The following is a 16,762-nucleotide window of genomic DNA, read 5'->3' on the forward strand; positions in this document are numbered from 1 at the left end:
TTATTCAACAATTCAAACCGGTAAAGCGATGAGACGTATTGAAGTAGTGCTGCGGGAACTGGAGCGACTTACCCGAACCCTCGACGTCAGCGATCTGCAACAGGACGTCGCCTTCACGGCGGAAAGCATCGGGTTCAACCTCGGGCTGGCGCGTAATTCGGTCAGTAAAGAGCTTAACCAGCTGTGCAATGACGGGCTGGCGGTGAAAACCCGCGGCCGTCCGGTGTTCTTTTTACACCGTCAGGCGCTGGAAGATCTGCTCGGCAGACGATTACTGGAAACCGAACGCGAACTGCCGTCGGTCTCGGCGCTGCTGCCGCAAGCCACCGGACAGGATGACGATCCCTTTACCGCGCTGGTCGGCCATGACCGCAGCCTGCGTGATGCCGTCGAAAAAGGCAAAGCCGCCGTGCTCTACCCGCAGGGGCTGCACGTCTTGCTGACCGGACCGTCCGGCGTCGGCAAAACCTTTTTTGCCGAACTGATGCACCGCTACGCCTGTGAACACACCACCGGCAGCCTGCCGCCGCTGGTCTATTTCAACTGTGCCGAATACGCCAACAACCCGGAACTGCTTTCATCGCATCTCTTTGGTCATCGTCAGGGGGCGTTTACCGGCGCCACCAGCGACAAAACCGGGCTCGTCGAACAGGCGGATGGCGGCTATCTGCTGCTTGATGAAGTGCATCGTCTGCCGTATGAAGGGCAGGAAAAGCTCTTTTCTCTGCTGGATAAAGGCGAGTATCGCCCGCTGGGCTCCAGCGCCAGCGCCCGCAAGATTTCACTGCGCCTGATTTGCGCCACCACCGAGCCGGTGAATTCCTCGCTGCTGCGCACTTTCCAGCGCCGGTTGCAGGTCAGTATTGATTTACCCGGNCAGGCGTGGGCCTCTGAAATGGCGATGCACAGCGACACCCTGTGGCTCGACAAAAAACTGGTCGACGCGCCGTTTAACGCCACACCGGAACAGCGGCTGCTGGTGGACGCGCTGTTCAATGGCCGCGCGCAACTGAACATTGACGCCCGCACGCTGCCGCAGCTGAAAAGCTCGCTGTCGCCGGGGAGCGATCCGCAGGAGAGCGATCTGTTTTACAGCTTCCTGACCCGCGAATACGTCAATCTGCGCAACAGCAACGTGCCGCCCGCCGAGACGCTGGCGATCCTGAAAAACAAACTGAGTTCGATTTTTGAATATGGCCTCTACAGCCGTGACAGCAACAGCAATGCGAATCCGCCGCGCTATGGCGATCAGTTTGAAGAGCGCGTGACGCTGTTGATCGGTAACGTCGAGCAGGTGCTGGGCTTTGCCCTGCCGGAAAACCTCGTCAGCCCGCTGCGCAAACATTTTCTGGCGCTGATCGGCTACGTACAGCGCGGGCTGATCCCGCAGCTTTACTCCTCCAGCCTGATCCTCGATCGCTGCAAAGACGAATACGAAAACGCGACACTACTGTGCCGTAAGATCAACGAACTGCTGCATATTCAATGTCCTGCGACGGAAGTGGTCTGGCTCTGCTTGTTCCTGAAGGAGTGCCGCCACTATCGCCAGCGCATCAGCGACAGCCCGGACTGCGGCGCAATCCTCATCGCCCACGGCGCGACCACCGCCACCAGCATGGCGCAGTACGCCAACCGCGTGCTGGAGCGCGAGCTGTTCAGCGCCATCGACATGCCTTTCGAGCAGTCGGTGCACGACACACTGGAAAAACTGACGCAGATGATCCGCACCCGCGGCTGGCAGCGGTTGATCCTGATGGTGGATATCGGATCGCTGGTCCATTTTGGCAGTACGATCAGCAAACTGTTCCAGATAGACGTCCTGCTGATGCCCAACATCAGCCTGACCAGCCTGCTGGAGATCGGCCTCGATCTGAATTACGAAACCCGCGATCTGCCGCAGCTTAACGAACTGATGCAGAACAAAGGCATTCCCTGCCAGCTCTGTACGCCGCAGCAGGAAAACGTCGGCAACGTGCTGGTGGTCTCCTGCATTACCGGCATGGGCACCGCTGAGAAAATCAAGAAAGTGCTGGAAGAGAGCTTTGGCGAACTGATGTCGCAGGATACGCGAATGGTGATCCTCGATTACAATGACGTGCGCAGCCCGGAACGGGTGCAACAGGCGCTGAACCCGCACGAACGGCTGGCGGGCATTGTCGGCACTTNNATATTCCGTTTATTTCACTGGAAGAGTTGTTCTCCGAGCAGGGGCCGGAGCTGGTGCTGAGCCTGCTGACGCCGGATCTCTCCAGCGCCGAACGGCGTCTTGAAATGGAGCGTAGCGCGTCGCGCTTTATCAGCGCGCTGACCATGGAGAGCATCATCAACCACATTTCGGTGCTCAACCCGCAGCGCATCCTGAAAGAAATGGAGGGCGTGCTGAGCCAGTTACGCACCACGCTTGCCATCAAACCGAGCCGTCAGGTGACACTACGTTTCCTGATCCACTGCTGTTGCATGGTCGAGCGTATCGTCATTAACCGCAAACCGTTACAGATGGCGCTGGAAATGAAGCCGGAGATGGACGCGCGGGCCTTTAGTGGCATCAAATCGGCGTTCCAGCCGGTAGAAGAGGCCTATGCCATCCGTCTTTCCGACGCGGAATACGTTTATATTTACGAACTGCTGTTCGGCTGAACCCGGTCATACCGCCGGGTAGCGCTCTGCTACCCGGTTTTTCTCCCCTTCCCTTTCCCTGCGTGACACTAACTCTGGCACAGCGCTTGCTCTTATCACGGGTGTAAACGAAACCGCGCCAGGAGGCCATTTTGACACCCACTACATCCACTCCATCCCTGTCCCAAATTCTGTTGCTGACGCACGGCGGCTGGGGCCAGCAGCTGTGCAACAGCCTGCGCATGGTGATGGGCGAAATCGAAGGCGTGAAGGAGATCGCGCTGATGCCGGTCGACACGCTGGGGGAGTATTACCAGCGCGTTGAAGCGGTGGTGAAAACCCTGCCTGAAGGCTCGCTGATCCTGACTGATTTTATTGGCGGTACGACGTCCAACGTGGCGGCACGGCTGAGCGCGGATTACCCGGTGGCGGTGATCTCCGGGCTTAACGCCACGCTATTGCTGGAAGCGCTCGATAAGCGCGAGCACGGCCGGTTAACCGACTGCGTCGGCGCGCTGGTGGATGCCGGGCGCAGCAGCTGTCGCGATGTCGTCGCCCATGTTCGTCAGTTACAACAACCACAATAACCACAACTAAGGAAAACATTATGGCAAACATCGTCTTATGCCGTATCGACAGCCGCCTCATCCACGGTCAGGTGGTCACGAAATGGGTCGGCCAGTCGCAGGCGAACCGCATTGTGGTGGTCAGCGATGAACTGGATGCCGATCCGTTTATGAAGAACATCTACCTGATGGCGGCACCGCCGAACATCAAGGTGGATTGCTATGGCAACGACAGTTTCGCGGCAACGTGGAAAGAGAACCGGCTGGGTGATGGCAACGTGCTGGTGCTGTTCCCGTCACTGGCCGCGATTCAACAGGTAGTACAGAACGGTTTTGACGTCGGCACCATTCAGGTGGGCGGACTTGGCGGCGGACCAAGCCGCAAAGCGGTCTTCCAGAACATCACCCTGGATGAGAAAGACGTGGGCATTCTCAAAGATTTGAAAAGTCGTGGAATTCAGGTGTTTTTCCAGACGATCCCGGAAGATAAACCGCAGTCGCTGGACGATATTCTGAAAAAATTCTAACCCTCTAAAATGAGAGAATATTATGGACACTTTGCTTTTTGCGAGCCTGATGGGGTTGTATTACTGGTTCGCCCGTTTACGCCTGGGCTACACCTTCTCAGCGATGCTTCTCCAGCCGGTTGTGGTGGCGGTCTTTGTCGGTCTGTTGTTGGGCAATATGCAGACCGCGATGATCATCGGTGCCGGTATGCAACTGGTTTACCTCGGGGTCACCTCGACGCCTGGCGGTAACGTACCGTCCGACCCGGCGCTGGCGGCCTGTATCTCGATTCCGATTGCCGTGCAGGCGGGCATGGAGCCCAACATGGCGATTGCGCTGGCGATTCCGTTTGGCGTGATCGGCGTGTTCCTCGACCAGTTGCGCCGCACGCTGAACGCCGCGTGGGTGCATATGGCGGACAAGCATGCCGAAACCGCCAATATGGCAGGGGTNNGCTGCGCTTCCCGGTGGTGTTTGCCGCCAACTACTACGGCCAGAGCGTGGTAGAGAAATTCCTCAAGCTGATGCCGCAGTGGCTCACCCACTCGTTTGAAATTATGGGCGGTATTCTGCCGGCGCTGGGTTTTGCGATCACCATTATGGTCATCGGTAAACGAAGCCTGCTGCCGTGGTTTATCGGCGGATTCTTCGCGGTGCTCTACCTCAAGGTAGACATCATGGCGATGGCGATTTTCGGCACCTGCGTGGCCTTCCTGATTAAAGGCCTGGCGAAAAATGAAGGAGCAGCATGATGAGCAGCGATGTAATGGAACATGAACTCGTTGAACGTGCGCGCCAGAGCCACGTACTGACGAAAGCGGACATCACCAAAGCCTGGTTTATTTACTGGCTGGGGGCGGAAGTGTCCAACTCCTACGAACGTTTGCAGAGCCTGATTTTCTGCGCCTCGATGACGCCGATTATCAAAAAGCTCTATCCGCAGAAAGAGGAGCAGGTCGAAGCCCTCAAGCGCCACCTGAACTTCTTCAACTCGGAGCAAACCTTCGGCGCGGTGATCCAGGGGATCTCCATCGCCATGGAAGAACAAAAAACCCGTGGCGAGCCGATCAGCGACGCGTCGATCACCGGGATCAAAACCGGCCTGATGGGGCCGCTGGCGGGGATGGGTGACTCGATTGTCTGGGCCGCCGTGATGCCGCTGCTGATCGCCATCTTCATTCCCTTTGCCGCGAGCGGTAGCGCTTTCGGCGGGATCGCCCCGCTGATCCTCTACCCGGCGGTGACGCTGGCGATCAGCTACGGGCTTATCCACAAAGGCTACACGCTGGGGCGTGACTCCATCGTCGGGCTGCTGCAGGGCGGGAGGATAAAAGAGCTTATCTACGGCGCGAACGTGCTCGGCCTGATCATGATGGGCGCGCTGTCGGCAAGCTACGTGAAGATCACCACGCCGCTGAAAATCAGCGCCCTGAAAGGCTCAGAAGTGGTGGTTCAGCAGATCCTCGATTCCATCGCCCCCGGTCTGCTGCCGCTGGCGGCGGTGTTTGCCATCTACTTCTACCTGGTGAAAAAAGGGCCGCGCTACACCACGATCCTGCTGTCGATTGTGGCGATCAGCGTCGCCTGTTCGCTGCTGGGAGTGTTGTAAGCCATGAGCCAGAACATCTACCAGCAGCTGGGGCTGAAACGGGTGATTAACGCCTGCGGCAAGATGACGATCCTCGGCGTCTCCAGCGTGGCGTCGGGGGTGATGAAGGCGGTATCCGAAGCGGCTGGGGGCCTCGNGAAGACAGCTATGTCACCTCCTGCGCCTCTGCCGGTATCGCCATCAGCGTCGCCGCCGCCATTACTCAGGGCGAACCCGACCGCGTGGCGCAAATGCCGGACAGCAGCGGTCTGGCGAATGAAATCCTGATGCTGCGGGGCCATAATGTCGATTACGGCGCGCCAATCACCAGCGCCATTCGCCTCGGCGGCGGGCGGGTGGTGGAAGTGGGTGCCAGCAATCTTGCTGCCCGCTGGCAGCTGGAGCGCGCGGTCAACGAACGCACCGCCGCGCTGCTGTTTGTGAAATCGCACCACTGTGTACAGAAAGGGATGTTGACCATCGATGATTTCGTGCGGGTGGCGCGGGCGCACAACCTGCCGCTGATCGTCGATGCCGCTGCCGAAGAGGATTTACGCCACTGGGTCGCCAGCGGTGCGGNCGGTGCGGACATGGTGATTTACAGCGGCGCCAAGGCGTTTAACGCGCCGACGTCAGGGTTTATCACCGGTAAAAAGCGCTGGATCGACGCCTGTAAGGCACAGCATCACGGCATTGCCCGCGCGATGAAAATCGGTAAGGAAAATATGGTCGGTCTGCTGTTTGCCCTCGACCGCTATCACCAGACGCCACAGGGCCCGACGGAAGCGCAGCTCCGGCCCGTGGCAGAGGCGATTTCCGCCCTGCGCGGCATGCAGGCCGATATCGAACAGGACGACGCCGGACGGGCGATCTGGCGTATCAGAATTCGTATCTCGCAAAGCGAACTTGGGCTGGACGCCCGCGCGGTCGAAGCGCAACTGCGGGAAGGCGACATCGCCATTTATACCCGCCGCTATTTCCTGCACGAAGGGGTTTTCAGCATCGACCCACGTACGCTCGCGGAAGGCGAAATGGAGATTATCGTCGCGCGGCTGAAGGAGATTGCTCAACATGCAACACATTAATTTTTATCGTCAGCGTGTGGCGATAAACGTGCTGGCGAAAGATATCGCCAACGCCCGGGAAATTTATGATGCCGCGGAAGGTCATGCGGTAATTGGCGTCCTTTCGGCGCAGTTTGCCACGCCGGAGGACGGGATTCATGACGTACAACGCTGGATGGACGCCGTCCCGTCCATTTCTGTCGGGCTGGGCGCGGGGGATCCGGCGCAGTTTTATAAAGCGGCGATGATCGCTGCCCGCGTCCATCCGGCGCACGTCAACCAGACTTTCACCGGCTGCGGGTTTGCCGCAGGCGCGCTGGCGGCCACCGGCGGCATCACCACGCGGATCAACGCGCTGGTGAGCCCTACCGGCGTGCGGCGAGGTGATTATCTCCACCGGCGTCAGCAGCAGTCAGGGAAGCCCGGCGCGCATCTCCTGCGATGCCGCAGTGCGGATGATGGTAGATATGGGCGCGCATGCGGCGAAGTTTTTCCCGATGGGCGGGGAAAAATCGTTACCGGAACTGAAAGCGCTGGCGGACGCGGCAGTGAAAAACGGCATGACGCTGATCGAGCCGACGGGCGGTATCGATCTCGATAATTTCGGCGCGATCCTGCAAACCTGCCTGCAGGCGGGGATCCCCCAGGCGATGCCACACGTTTACAGTTCGATCATTGATCCGACTACCGGCAATACGCGTCCGGAAGACGTGGCGCGGTTGCTGGACATCATTAAATCAATGGTGTAGTCCGTTTCTCAGGCAGCCCGCCGGGGCTGCTTTTTCTATCATAATGAGTTTTGAATTACTCAATATGATATTCACCACGCTGCTGTTTCCTGCCGTTTTTCCCGCTCTTGCCGTACATTTTTTAAGCGCATCACAAATTCACATCTCATCCCGTCGCGCTCACGTTTCTGGCGTATTTCTTGCCTCTTTCTCTGATGCCTAAAAGATCAGACTGAGAATCAAGGGGAAAACTATGGATGAGCGGGAAGCCTCCGCCACCGGCGAGTCATGTTTGCGGGTAGATGCCATCGCAAAAGTGACCGGACGCGCACGGTATACGGATGATTACGTGATGGCAGGGATGTGTTACGCGAAATACGTTCGCAGCCCCATCGCCCACGGATACGCCAGGGAGATAGACGCCACGGAAGCACGGGCCCTGCCCGGCGTGCTGGCGGTGTTCACCTGGGAAGACGTTCCACCGCTGCCGTTCCCGACGGCAGGCCACGGCTNTGACCGCCGAACGCGCCGCGCATAAGGTGAAAGTGGAATGGGAAGCGCTGCCGGTGATCACCACGCCGGAAGCGGCAATGGCAGAGGGCGCGGTGGAAATCCACGAGGGCGGCAACGTCCTGAAAACGAGCGAGATCAGCGCCAATGATCCGCACAGCGCGATTGCCGCTGCGGAATATCAGTTTCAGAGCCATTTCCAGACGCCCGTTGTCCAGCACTGCCACATGGAAGGCGTCACCAGCTTCGCGTGGATGGAAGAAGATCAGCGCATTACCATCGTCTCCAGCACGCAAATTCCGCACCTTGTGCGCCGCATTGTCGCGCAGGCGCTGGGCATGTCCTGGTCGTCGATCCGCGTCATCAAACCCTATATCGGCGGCGGTTTCGGCAACAAGCAGGATGTGCTGGAAGAGCCGATGGCGGCGTTTCTGACTTCCCGGCTGGGTGGCATTCCGGTCAAAGTGTCGCTCAGCCGTGAAGAGTGCTTTATGGCGAGCCGTACCCGCCATGCGTTTACTATTGATGCGCAACTGGGCATTGAGCGCGACGGCACCCTGAAAGGCTACTGCATGGACGTGCTCTCCAACACCGGCGCGTATGCCTCGCACGGTCACTCCATTGCAGCGGCGGGCGGCAATAAAATCACCTATCTCTACCCGCGCAGCGCCTTTGGCTATCGCGCCACCACCTNCAACCTGCCGACCGCCGGGGCGATGCGCGGCTACGGCGCGCCGCAGCTCATTTTCGCGCTGGAATCGCTGCTCGACGATGCCGCCACCGCGCTGAAACTCGATCCGCTGGATATCCGCTTACGCAATGCCGCGCAGGAAGGTGACATCAACCCGGTGAATAAGAAAGCCATCTACAGCGCCGGGTTGCCGGACTGTCTGCGCAAGGGCCGTGAGCTGTTTGAGTGGGATAAACGGCGGGCCGAAAGCGCGGAAATGCGCGGTAATCTGCGCCGTGGGGTGGGTGTCGCCTGCTTCAGCTATGGCTCCAATACCTGGCCGGTAGGGGTGGAAATCGCCGGGGCACGGGTGCTGCTCAACCAGGACGGGTTTATTCACGTGCAGAGCGGCGCGACGGAAATCGGCCAGGGCGCGGATACCGTCTTCAGCCAGATGGTGGCGGAAACCATTGGCGTGCCGGTCAATCAGGTGCGGGTGATTTCCGTGCAGGACACCGACGTCACGCCGTTCGACCCGGGCGCGTTTGGCTCCCGCCAGAGCTATGTCGCCGCCCCGGCGCTGCGCGAAGCGGCACGTCAGCTACGGGAGAAAATCATTCTCCATGCCGCAGAAATGCTGCATCAGTCCGCGCTCAATCTGACCCTGCGTCACGGCATGGTGGCGATGACGGAGCGCCCGGACATGCCGCTCATTTCCGTCGCTGAAGTGGCGATGGATGCGTTTTATCACCCGGATCGCGGCGCGCAGCTTTCGGCGGAAGCTTCCATCAAAACGACCACCAACCCGCCCGCGTTTGGCTGTACCTTTGTCGATCTCACCGTGGACGTGGCGCTGTGCAAAATCACCCTCAACCGCATTCTTAACGTCCATGATTCAGGCCGTATTCTTAATCCGCAACTGGCGGAAGGCCAGGTGCACGGCGGCATGGGGATGGGCATCGGCTGGTCGGTATTTGAAGAGATGATCATCGACGAGACCAGCGGTCTGGTGCGCAACCCGAATCTGCTGGATTACAAAATGCCCACCATGATGGATCTCCCGACGCTGGAAAGCGCTTTCGTCGACAGCTGTGAACCGCAGTCCGCATACGGACACAAATCGCTGGGCGAGCCGCCGCTGATTTCCGTCGCCGCCGCCATTCGAAATGCGGTGCTGATGGCGACGGGTGTGGGCATTAACACCCTGCCGCTGACGCCGAAGCGCCTGTTTACCGAGTTTCGCCAGGCCGGACTGATTGAAGGATAATCGCTATGTTTGATATTGAAACGTACCACCGCGCCGCGAACCTGCAGGATGCTGTCGCTCTCACCGCCGCCCACCCTGATGCCCGGCTCATCGCGGGCGGCACCGATGTGCTGATCCAGCTTCACCATCTGAATGAGAAATACCGCCACGTGGTGGATATTCACGGGCTGGATGAGTTGCGCGGCATTACCCTTAACGAGCACGGAGACATTCGTATTGGTTCCGGCACTACCTTTACGGAGCTGATTGAAAGCCCGGTGATCCAGCAGCATCTGCCGTCGCTGGCGGCGGCTGCGGCGTCAATTGCCGGGCCGCAAATCCGCAACGTCGNCGCGACCTACGGCGGCAACATCTGCAACGGCGCTACCAGCGCGGACTCCGCCACGCCTTCGCTTATCTATAACGCCTCGCTGGAGATTATCTCGACCGACGGCACGCGCTTTACCCCCGTGCGCGGCTTTCACACCGGTCCGGGGAAAGTGGCGCTGACGCCTGGCGAAATAGCGGTCGCCTTCCATTTTTCAGCACAACCTACGTCAGGCACCGGCAGCGCCCATTTCAAATACGCGATGCGCGATGCGATGGACATCGCCACCATTGGCTGCGCGGCGTGGTGCCACATTGCTGACGGCGTTTTCCGCGAGCTGCGGCTGGCGTTTGGCCGTCAACGCGCAAACGCTGAGCGCAATCTGCGAAGCGCTGCAGCAGGATGTTTCTCCACGCTCGTCGTGGCGTGCGGCGAAAGATTTCCGTTTACACCTGATTAAGACCATGGCCCAGCGCGTAATCAGCGACGCGGTGGCCCACGCGGGAGGCGTGTTATGAATCATGCATCATGGGTGACCATTGAGTGCGCCATCAACGGCGCGCCGTACCAGTTCACGCTGTCCCCGGCGACGCCGCTGTCAGAGTTGCTGCGCTCGCACGGGCTGCTCAGCGTGAAACAGGGCTGCAGCGTGGGCGAATGCGGCGCCTGTACCGTGCTGGTGGACGGTATCGCGGTGGACAGCTGTCTCTATCTCGCCGCCTGGATTGACGGCAAGCAGATCCGCACGCTGGAAGGGGAAGCCGTGGGAGGAAAACTGTCACGGGTGCAGGAGGAATTTACAAAATCAGGCGCGGTGCAGTGCGGTTTTTGCACGCCGGGCCTGGTGATGGCGACCACCGCTCTGCTGGCAAAACCCCACGTTAAACCCTTTACGGTACAGGAAATTCGGCGCGGGCTGGCGGGAAACCTGTGCCGCTGCACGGGTTATCAGATGATTGTCGATACCGTTATCGCCTGTGAGGACGAGCAATAACGAAAACCGGGGAGGTGCAACGAACACACCTCCCCGATCCTCAGGCGCTCATCAATTCGTACTTCTTTATTTTGCGATACAGCGTGGCGATGCCGATCCCCAGCTCATCCGCCGCCTGTTTTTTATTGCTGTAGCGGGACAACGCCTCGCGGATCATCTGTTTTTCCATCTCTTCCAGCGGGGTGACGCCCTCTTCTTCTTTAGTGTTGTACAGCACCGTCACGCTTGCCGGTTCCTGCTCGGGCAGCTTGCCGCTGTTCACCAGGTTAGGTGGCAGGAAGGAGAGATCGATAACCTCACCGGACGGCACCACATTCACCAGATACTCAATCAGGTTGCTCAGTTCGCGCAGGTTGCCCGGCCAGCGATAGCGCTTGAGCAGCGCGATCACTTCCGGCGCGATGCCTGGGTAAACCAGATCCAGCCGCCGGGTATGCAGATGCAGGAAGTAATGGATCAGCAGTTCGATATCTTCCTGACGCTCGCGCAGCGGCGGGCGGCNATGAACTGCTCAAGGTGCTGGTTGGTGGCGGAAATAATGCGGATATCCACCGACACCGGGTTACTGGCGCCCACCGGCTGGATCTCGCGCGCTTCAATGGCACGCAGCAGTTTGGCCTGCAGCGTCAGCGGCATATCGCCGATTTCATCGAGAAACAGCGTGCCATGGTTGGCGGCCTGTACCAGCCCGGTTTTACCGTTGGCCGAGGCGCCGGTAAACGCGCCCTTCACGTAGCCAAACAGTTCGCTTTCCAGCAGCTGTTCGGGAATGGCGGCGCAGTTGATGGCGATAAACGGCTTTGATTTACGGTCGCTCAGCTTGTGAATGGCGCGCGCCACCACCTCTTTCCCGGTTCCACTTTCACCGACGATCAATACGCTGGAGGGGCTGGGCGCAATACGACTAATCAGGTTTTTCAGGATCCGCATCGGGCGGCATTCGCCAACCAGGTGTTCTATTTGCGGTTCGTCCTGTACCGGCGCCAGCGTTGACGATGAATGCGACTGATGGAACGCCATTAAAAACAGCTGCTGATCCTGAATAGTATGCAGCTGACCAATAATCAGCTCGCTATTATCATCAAATGAAACGACATGCTGCATATGGCCGCTGGTAAAATTACGCTCAAAGGTCAGAGGACGGAAATGAACATTTTTGCCGACAATATTCGCCTGCGACACGCCAAGCACCTTTAATGCCGCCTGATTGACCATTCTTACCTGATTATCCGGCCCGACAACCAATACGCCCTGATCCATATTTTCAATCATGGTCAGAAACACTTTGCGGATATTATCATTACTACTTTGGTCATCGAGAAGTCGTGAAACAAATATTGACGAAACATGACGAACATAATCAGAAAAGGCGTGGAGATTATCCGTAATACGTTCCTGTTGCTCATGTGTCACGGCGATAAGGCTGATCACCCCGACGCAGGTGTCCTGGTAAATCACCGGCGTGCCGAGGAAGGCTTTTTCTTTACAGTTATCTTTGTTGACACACCCTTCGCAAAGCGGATCAAACCGCGAATGGGTGACCACTTTTTCTTTCTTCGTTTCAAGAACATAACGAAGCAAACGCGAATCCGCATTCAGCTTACGGCCAATCGATTTCCCGTACGCGCCCGTCCCGGCGACGCGGCACAGCGCTTCGTCGACAATCTCAACGTCCAGTTGCAGCACACTGGAAAGCATTCGGGCAAAGCGCTGGATGGTAGGCTGGATCTGCATCAGAACTGATAATGTGTTTGAGGGCATCATAGCGTAACCTTTAATACCAATAACTGACTGATATTTATAGAAGTGCGATAATTGTATTTTTATGATTCCATGATACTAACTTAGCGCCGGACAATATTGATAAAGATGCCCCTTCTTTATCATTCGTTGATAAAAATATGGAAGAAGCATCACATTTTCATATCAATATGAGAATCTTCCTGCCGTTTTTATCAATTTGGCGGGATTTATTGTCTCTACCAATTTTATTTCCGCAACTATTCAATAAATGGACTTTCGCCTGAAAAAAGCCAAACGTTTTCGTTCACGAAATATAAAACCCGTCAGCTTATTTTTGTGACACACCTCTCATAAATCATCTCGTTTATTCCCTGAATCAGTCGATTCCAGGGAACTGGCACACTTATTGTTTAGCAGTAAATATCGCTGGCAGTCGCTTCCTGGAACGTCCGTTCTCCGACTGTGCAGCCACATTGTCATTACGCCAGTCATTCACTACCAGGACTTTACGATGAAAACAGTTAACGAGCTGATTAAGGATATCAACACACGAAACTCCCACCTGCACGAGAAAGACTTTCTCCTGACGTGGGAACAAACCCCGGACGAACTGAAGCAGGTACTGGATGTCGCAGCGGCTTTAAAAACGCTGCGGGCCGAGAACATTGCGACCAAAGTGTTCAACAGCGGCCTGGGCATTTCCGTTTTCCGTGATAACTCCACCCGCACACGCTTCTCTTATGCGTCGGCGCTGAACCTGCTGGGTCTGGCGCAGCAGGATCTCGACGAAGGTAAATCACAAATCGCCCACGGCGAAACCGTGCGTGAGACCGCTAATATGATCTCCTTCTGCGCTGACGCCATCGGTATTCGCGACGACATGTTCCTCGGTGCTGGTAACGCCTACATGCGTGAAGTGGGCGCCGCGCTGGACGATGGCTTCAAGCATGGCGTGCTGCCGCAGCGCCCGGCGCTGATCAACCTGCAGTGCGATATTGACCACCCGACCCAGTCGATGGCCGACCTCGCCTGGCTGCGTGAGCATTTCGGCTCGCTGGAAAATCTGAAGGGCAAGAAGATCGCCATGACCTGGGCCTATTCCCCCAGCTACGGCAAACCGCTCTCCGTCCCGCAGGGGATCATCGGCCTGATGACCCGCTTCGGCATGGACGTCACGCTGGCGCACCCGGAAGGCTACGACCTGATCCCGGACGTCATTGAAGTGGCGAAAAACAACGCCAAAGCCTCCGGCGGCAGCTTCACCCAGGTCACCAATATGGCCGACGCGTTTAAAGATGCCGACATCGTTTATCCGAAATCCTGGGCGCCGTACAAGGTCATGGAAAAACGTACCGAACTGCTGCGCGCCAGCGATCACGACGGCCTGAAAACGCTGGAAAAAGCCTGTCTGGCGCAGAACGCCAACCATAAAGACTGGCACTGCACGGAAGAGATGATGAAGCTGACCCGCAACGGCAACGCCCTCTACATGCACTGCCTGCCTGCGGATATCACCGGCGTGTCCTGTGCCGAAGGGGAAGTAACCGAAGCTGTCTTCGAGAAATACCGCATCGCGACCTACAAAGAGGCGAGCTGGAAGCCGTACATCATCGCCGCCATGATCCTCGCCCGTAAATACGCCAGGCCGGGCCTTCTGCTGGACCAGTTGCTCAAGGAAGCGCAAGCGCGCCTCAAATAACACGTCAGGCCGGCCTGCGGGCTGGCCTGTACCTCACTGTTATGAAGGATAAGGACAGAATATGTCTGCTTTCTCTCTCAAAATTGATATTGCCGACAATCGCTATTTCAACGGCGAGACGTCACCGCTCTTTTCGCGCAGGCAGGCGCAACAGGCGCGGCATTTCCATCAAAAAATTACCGGTTATCAACCGACGCCGCTGTATGCGCTGAAAGACCTGTCGGCGCTGCTGGGGGTAAAAAACATCCTCGTTAAGGATGAATCGCAACGCTTTGGCCTCAACGCCTTCAAGATGCTCGGCGGCTCCTACGCCATTGCGCGGCTGTTATGTGAAAAATATCAGTTAAATATCGACGATTTTTCCTTCGACACCCTCAAAACCACGATCAAAGAAAAAATGACCTTCGCCACCACCACCGACGGCAACCATGGTCGTGGCGTGGCGTGGGCGGCAAAACAGCTTGGGCAGAACGCCGTGGTGTACATGCCGAAGGGCTCCGCGCAGGAGCGTGTCGACGCCATTCTGAAACTCGGTGCGGAATGCATCGTCACTGACATGAACTACGACGACACCGTGCGCTACACCATGAAAGTGGCGCAGGAAAACGGCTGGGAGGTGGTGCAGGACACCGCCTGGGAAGGCTACACCAAAATCCCGACCTGGATTATGCAGGGCTACGCCACCCTTGCGGACGAAGCAGTAGAACAGATGACGTCGATGGGCATCACCCGGCCAACCCACGTCTTCCTGCAGGCCGGCGTCGGCGCGATGGCGGGCGGCGTGCTTGGTTATCTGGTGGATGTCTACGGCGCCAGCAATCTCCACTCCGTGGTCGTGGAGCCGGAACTGGCCGACTGCCTTTATCGCTCAGGCGTGAAAGGGCACATCGTCAACGTTGGCGGTGACATGGCCACCATCATGGCCGGTCTGGCCTGTGGCGAGCCGAACCCGCTCCGTGGCAGCGCTCGGTATGCGCGTACTCGGCAACCCGCTGGGGCACGATCCGCGGGTGATTTCCGGTGAGTCCGGCGCCGTTGGCACCGGCATTCTCGCCGCCGTGCATTACCACCCACAGCGCGACGCCCTGATGCAAAAACTGGGGCTGGACCGCGACTCGGTAGTGCTGGTGATCAGCACCGAAGGCGATACCGACGCGAAACATTATCGGGAAGTGGTCTGGGAAGGCAAACACCCGGCAACACGTTAATCCCACCGTATTTATACATATTCACCCCGCCAGGCGGGGCAGAAAGGACTGGAGAAATTACCGATGGCTAAGCACATTCCCTTCAAACTGATTCTGGAAAAAGCCAACCACTATCAGGAAGACATGACCCGTTTTTTACGCGACATGATCGCCATTCCCAGCGAAAGCTGCGATGAAAAACGCGTGATCCACCGCATCAAAGAAGAGATGGAAAAAGTCGGTTTCGATAAAGTGGTTATCGACCCGATGGGCAACATTTTAGGCTATATCGGTCACGGCCCGCGCCTGGTGGCGATGGACGCGCATATCGATACCGTGGGGATCGGCAACATCAAAAACTGGAACTTCGATCCCTACGAAGGGATGGAAACCGACGAGCTGATCGGCGGGCGCGGCGCGTCGGATCAGGAAGGCGGGATGGCCTCCATGGTGTACGCCGGCAAGATCATCAAAGATCTGGGTCTGGAAGATGAATATACCCTGCTGGTGACCGGCACCGTGCAGGAAGAGGACTGCGACGGCCTGTGCTGGCAGTACATCATCGAACAGTCCGGCATTCGCCCGGAATTCGTGGTCAGTACCGAACCGACCGACTGCCAGATCTACCGCGGCCAGCGCGGGCGCATGGAGATCCGCATCGACGTACAGGGCGTCAGCTGCCATGGCTCCGCGCCAGAGCGCGGTGATAACGCCATCTTCAAAATGGGTCCGATCCTGAACGATCTGCAGGAACTCTCTGGCCGTCTGGGTTATGACGAATTCCTCGGCAAGGGCACGCTGACCGTCTCCGAAATCTTCTTCACTTCACCGAGCCGCTGCGCCGTGGCTGACAGTTGCGCGGTCTCCATCGACCGTCGTCTGACCTGGGGCGAAACCTGGGAAGGTGCGCTGGACGAGATCCGCGCCCTGCCGGCGGTGAAAAAAGCGAACGCCGTGGTGTCGATGTACAACTACGATCGCCCGTCGTGGACCGGTCTGGTCTACCCGACAGAGTGCTACTTCCCGACCTGGAAAGTGGAAGAGGATCACTTCACCGTCAGAGCGCTGAGCAACGCCTATGAAGGGCTGTTTGGTCAGGCTGCCGTTGTCGATAAGTGGACCTTCTCCACCAACGGCGTCTCCATCATGGGCCGTCACGGTATTCCGGTGATTGGCTTCGGCCCGGGTAAAGAGCCGGAAGCCCACGCGCCGAACGAAAAAACCTGGAAAGCGCATCTGGTGACCTGCGCCGCGATGTACGCCGCTATCCCACTGAGCTGGCTGGCAACAGAATAATCATCACCTGTAATGCCTCC

General features: G+C 57.8%; 6 protein-coding genes and 8 pseudogenes. 13 read left to right on the top strand and 1 reads right to left on the bottom strand.

Features of this window, described 5'->3' with window-relative positions:
• Nucleotides 1-28 precede the first annotated feature (28 nt).
• The 10 genes and pseudogenes from GM30_RS14465 to xdhC all read left to right on the top strand — a co-directional run bounded on the left by GM30_RS14465 (nt 29) and on the right by xdhC (nt 10,817).
• Nucleotides 29-2,637, top strand: a pseudogene (locus GM30_RS14465) (sigma 54-interacting transcriptional regulator).
• A 158-nt stretch (nt 2,638-2,795) separates the two neighbouring features.
• Nucleotides 2,796-3,203 (top strand): PTS sugar transporter subunit IIA, encoded by a 408-nt coding sequence (locus GM30_RS14470; RefSeq protein ID WP_124966025.1) that lies wholly within the window; start codon nt 2,796-2,798, stop codon nt 3,201-3,203.
• Between the two features lie 20 nt (nt 3,204-3,223).
• On the top strand, nt 3,224-3,709 hold the full coding sequence (locus GM30_RS14475; protein ID WP_049849182.1) for a PTS sugar transporter subunit IIB: 486 nt from the start codon (nt 3,224-3,226) through the stop codon (nt 3,707-3,709).
• Nucleotides 3,710-3,731: 22 nt separating this feature from the next.
• Nucleotides 3,732-4,441 (top strand): annotated as a pseudogene (locus tag GM30_RS14480) (PTS mannose/fructose/sorbose/N-acetylgalactosamine transporter subunit IIC).
• Nucleotides 4,438-5,298, top strand: coding sequence for a PTS system mannose/fructose/sorbose family transporter subunit IID (locus GM30_RS14485; RefSeq protein WP_162212996.1), 861 nt, complete (start codon nt 4,438-4,440; stop codon nt 5,296-5,298). Before GM30_RS14480 ends, GM30_RS14485 begins: the two are co-directional and overlap by 4 nt.
• A 3-nt stretch (nt 5,299-5,301) precedes the next feature.
• Nucleotides 5,302-6,362, top strand: a pseudogene (gene dgaE / locus GM30_RS14490) (D-glucosaminate-6-phosphate ammonia lyase).
• Nucleotides 6,349-7,090: pseudogene (dagF, locus tag GM30_RS14495) on the top strand (2-dehydro-3-deoxy-phosphogluconate aldolase). The pseudogenes dgaE and dagF overlap by 14 nt, the downstream one beginning before the upstream one ends.
• A gap of 232 nt (nt 7,091-7,322) precedes the next feature.
• Nucleotides 7,323-9,516 (top strand): annotated as a pseudogene (xdhA, locus tag GM30_RS14500) (xanthine dehydrogenase molybdenum-binding subunit XdhA).
• Between the two features lie 5 nt (nt 9,517-9,521).
• A pseudogene (gene xdhB, locus GM30_RS14505) lies at nt 9,522-10,341 on the top strand (xanthine dehydrogenase FAD-binding subunit XdhB).
• Nucleotides 10,338-10,817: a xanthine dehydrogenase iron sulfur-binding subunit XdhC gene (gene xdhC, locus GM30_RS14510; protein ID WP_049849184.1), complete on the top strand. Its 480-nt coding sequence runs from the start codon at nt 10,338-10,340 to the stop codon at nt 10,815-10,817. The pseudogene xdhB and the gene xdhC overlap by 4 nt, the downstream one beginning before the upstream one ends.
• Before the next feature lie 40 nt (nt 10,818-10,857).
• Here the strand turns inward: xdhC and GM30_RS14515 are convergent.
• Nucleotides 10,858-12,581: pseudogene (locus tag GM30_RS14515) on the bottom strand (sigma 54-interacting transcriptional regulator).
• A 490-nt stretch (nt 12,582-13,071) separates the two neighbouring features.
• On the opposite strand from GM30_RS14515, the gene ygeW reads away from it, so the two are divergent.
• The 3 genes and pseudogenes from ygeW to GM30_RS14530 all read left to right on the top strand — a co-directional run bounded on the left by ygeW (nt 13,072) and on the right by GM30_RS14530 (nt 16,742).
• Nucleotides 13,072-14,259 (top strand): knotted carbamoyltransferase YgeW, encoded by a 1,188-nt coding sequence (gene ygeW / locus GM30_RS14520; protein WP_049849185.1) that lies wholly within the window; start codon nt 13,072-13,074, stop codon nt 14,257-14,259.
• Between the two features lie 61 nt (nt 14,260-14,320).
• Nucleotides 14,321-15,467, top strand: a pseudogene (gene dpaL, locus GM30_RS14525) (diaminopropionate ammonia-lyase).
• A gap of 63 nt (nt 15,468-15,530) precedes the next feature.
• Nucleotides 15,531-16,742, top strand: coding sequence for a YgeY family selenium metabolism-linked hydrolase (locus GM30_RS14530; RefSeq protein ID WP_049849186.1), 1,212 nt, complete (start codon nt 15,531-15,533; stop codon nt 16,740-16,742).
• Nucleotides 16,743-16,762: the final 20 nt, after the last annotated feature.

This window comes from Trabulsiella odontotermitis, assembly GCF_001188485.1.
In the GTDB taxonomy this organism is placed as follows: Bacteria; Pseudomonadota; Gammaproteobacteria; order Enterobacterales; family Enterobacteriaceae; genus Trabulsiella; species Trabulsiella odontotermitis_A.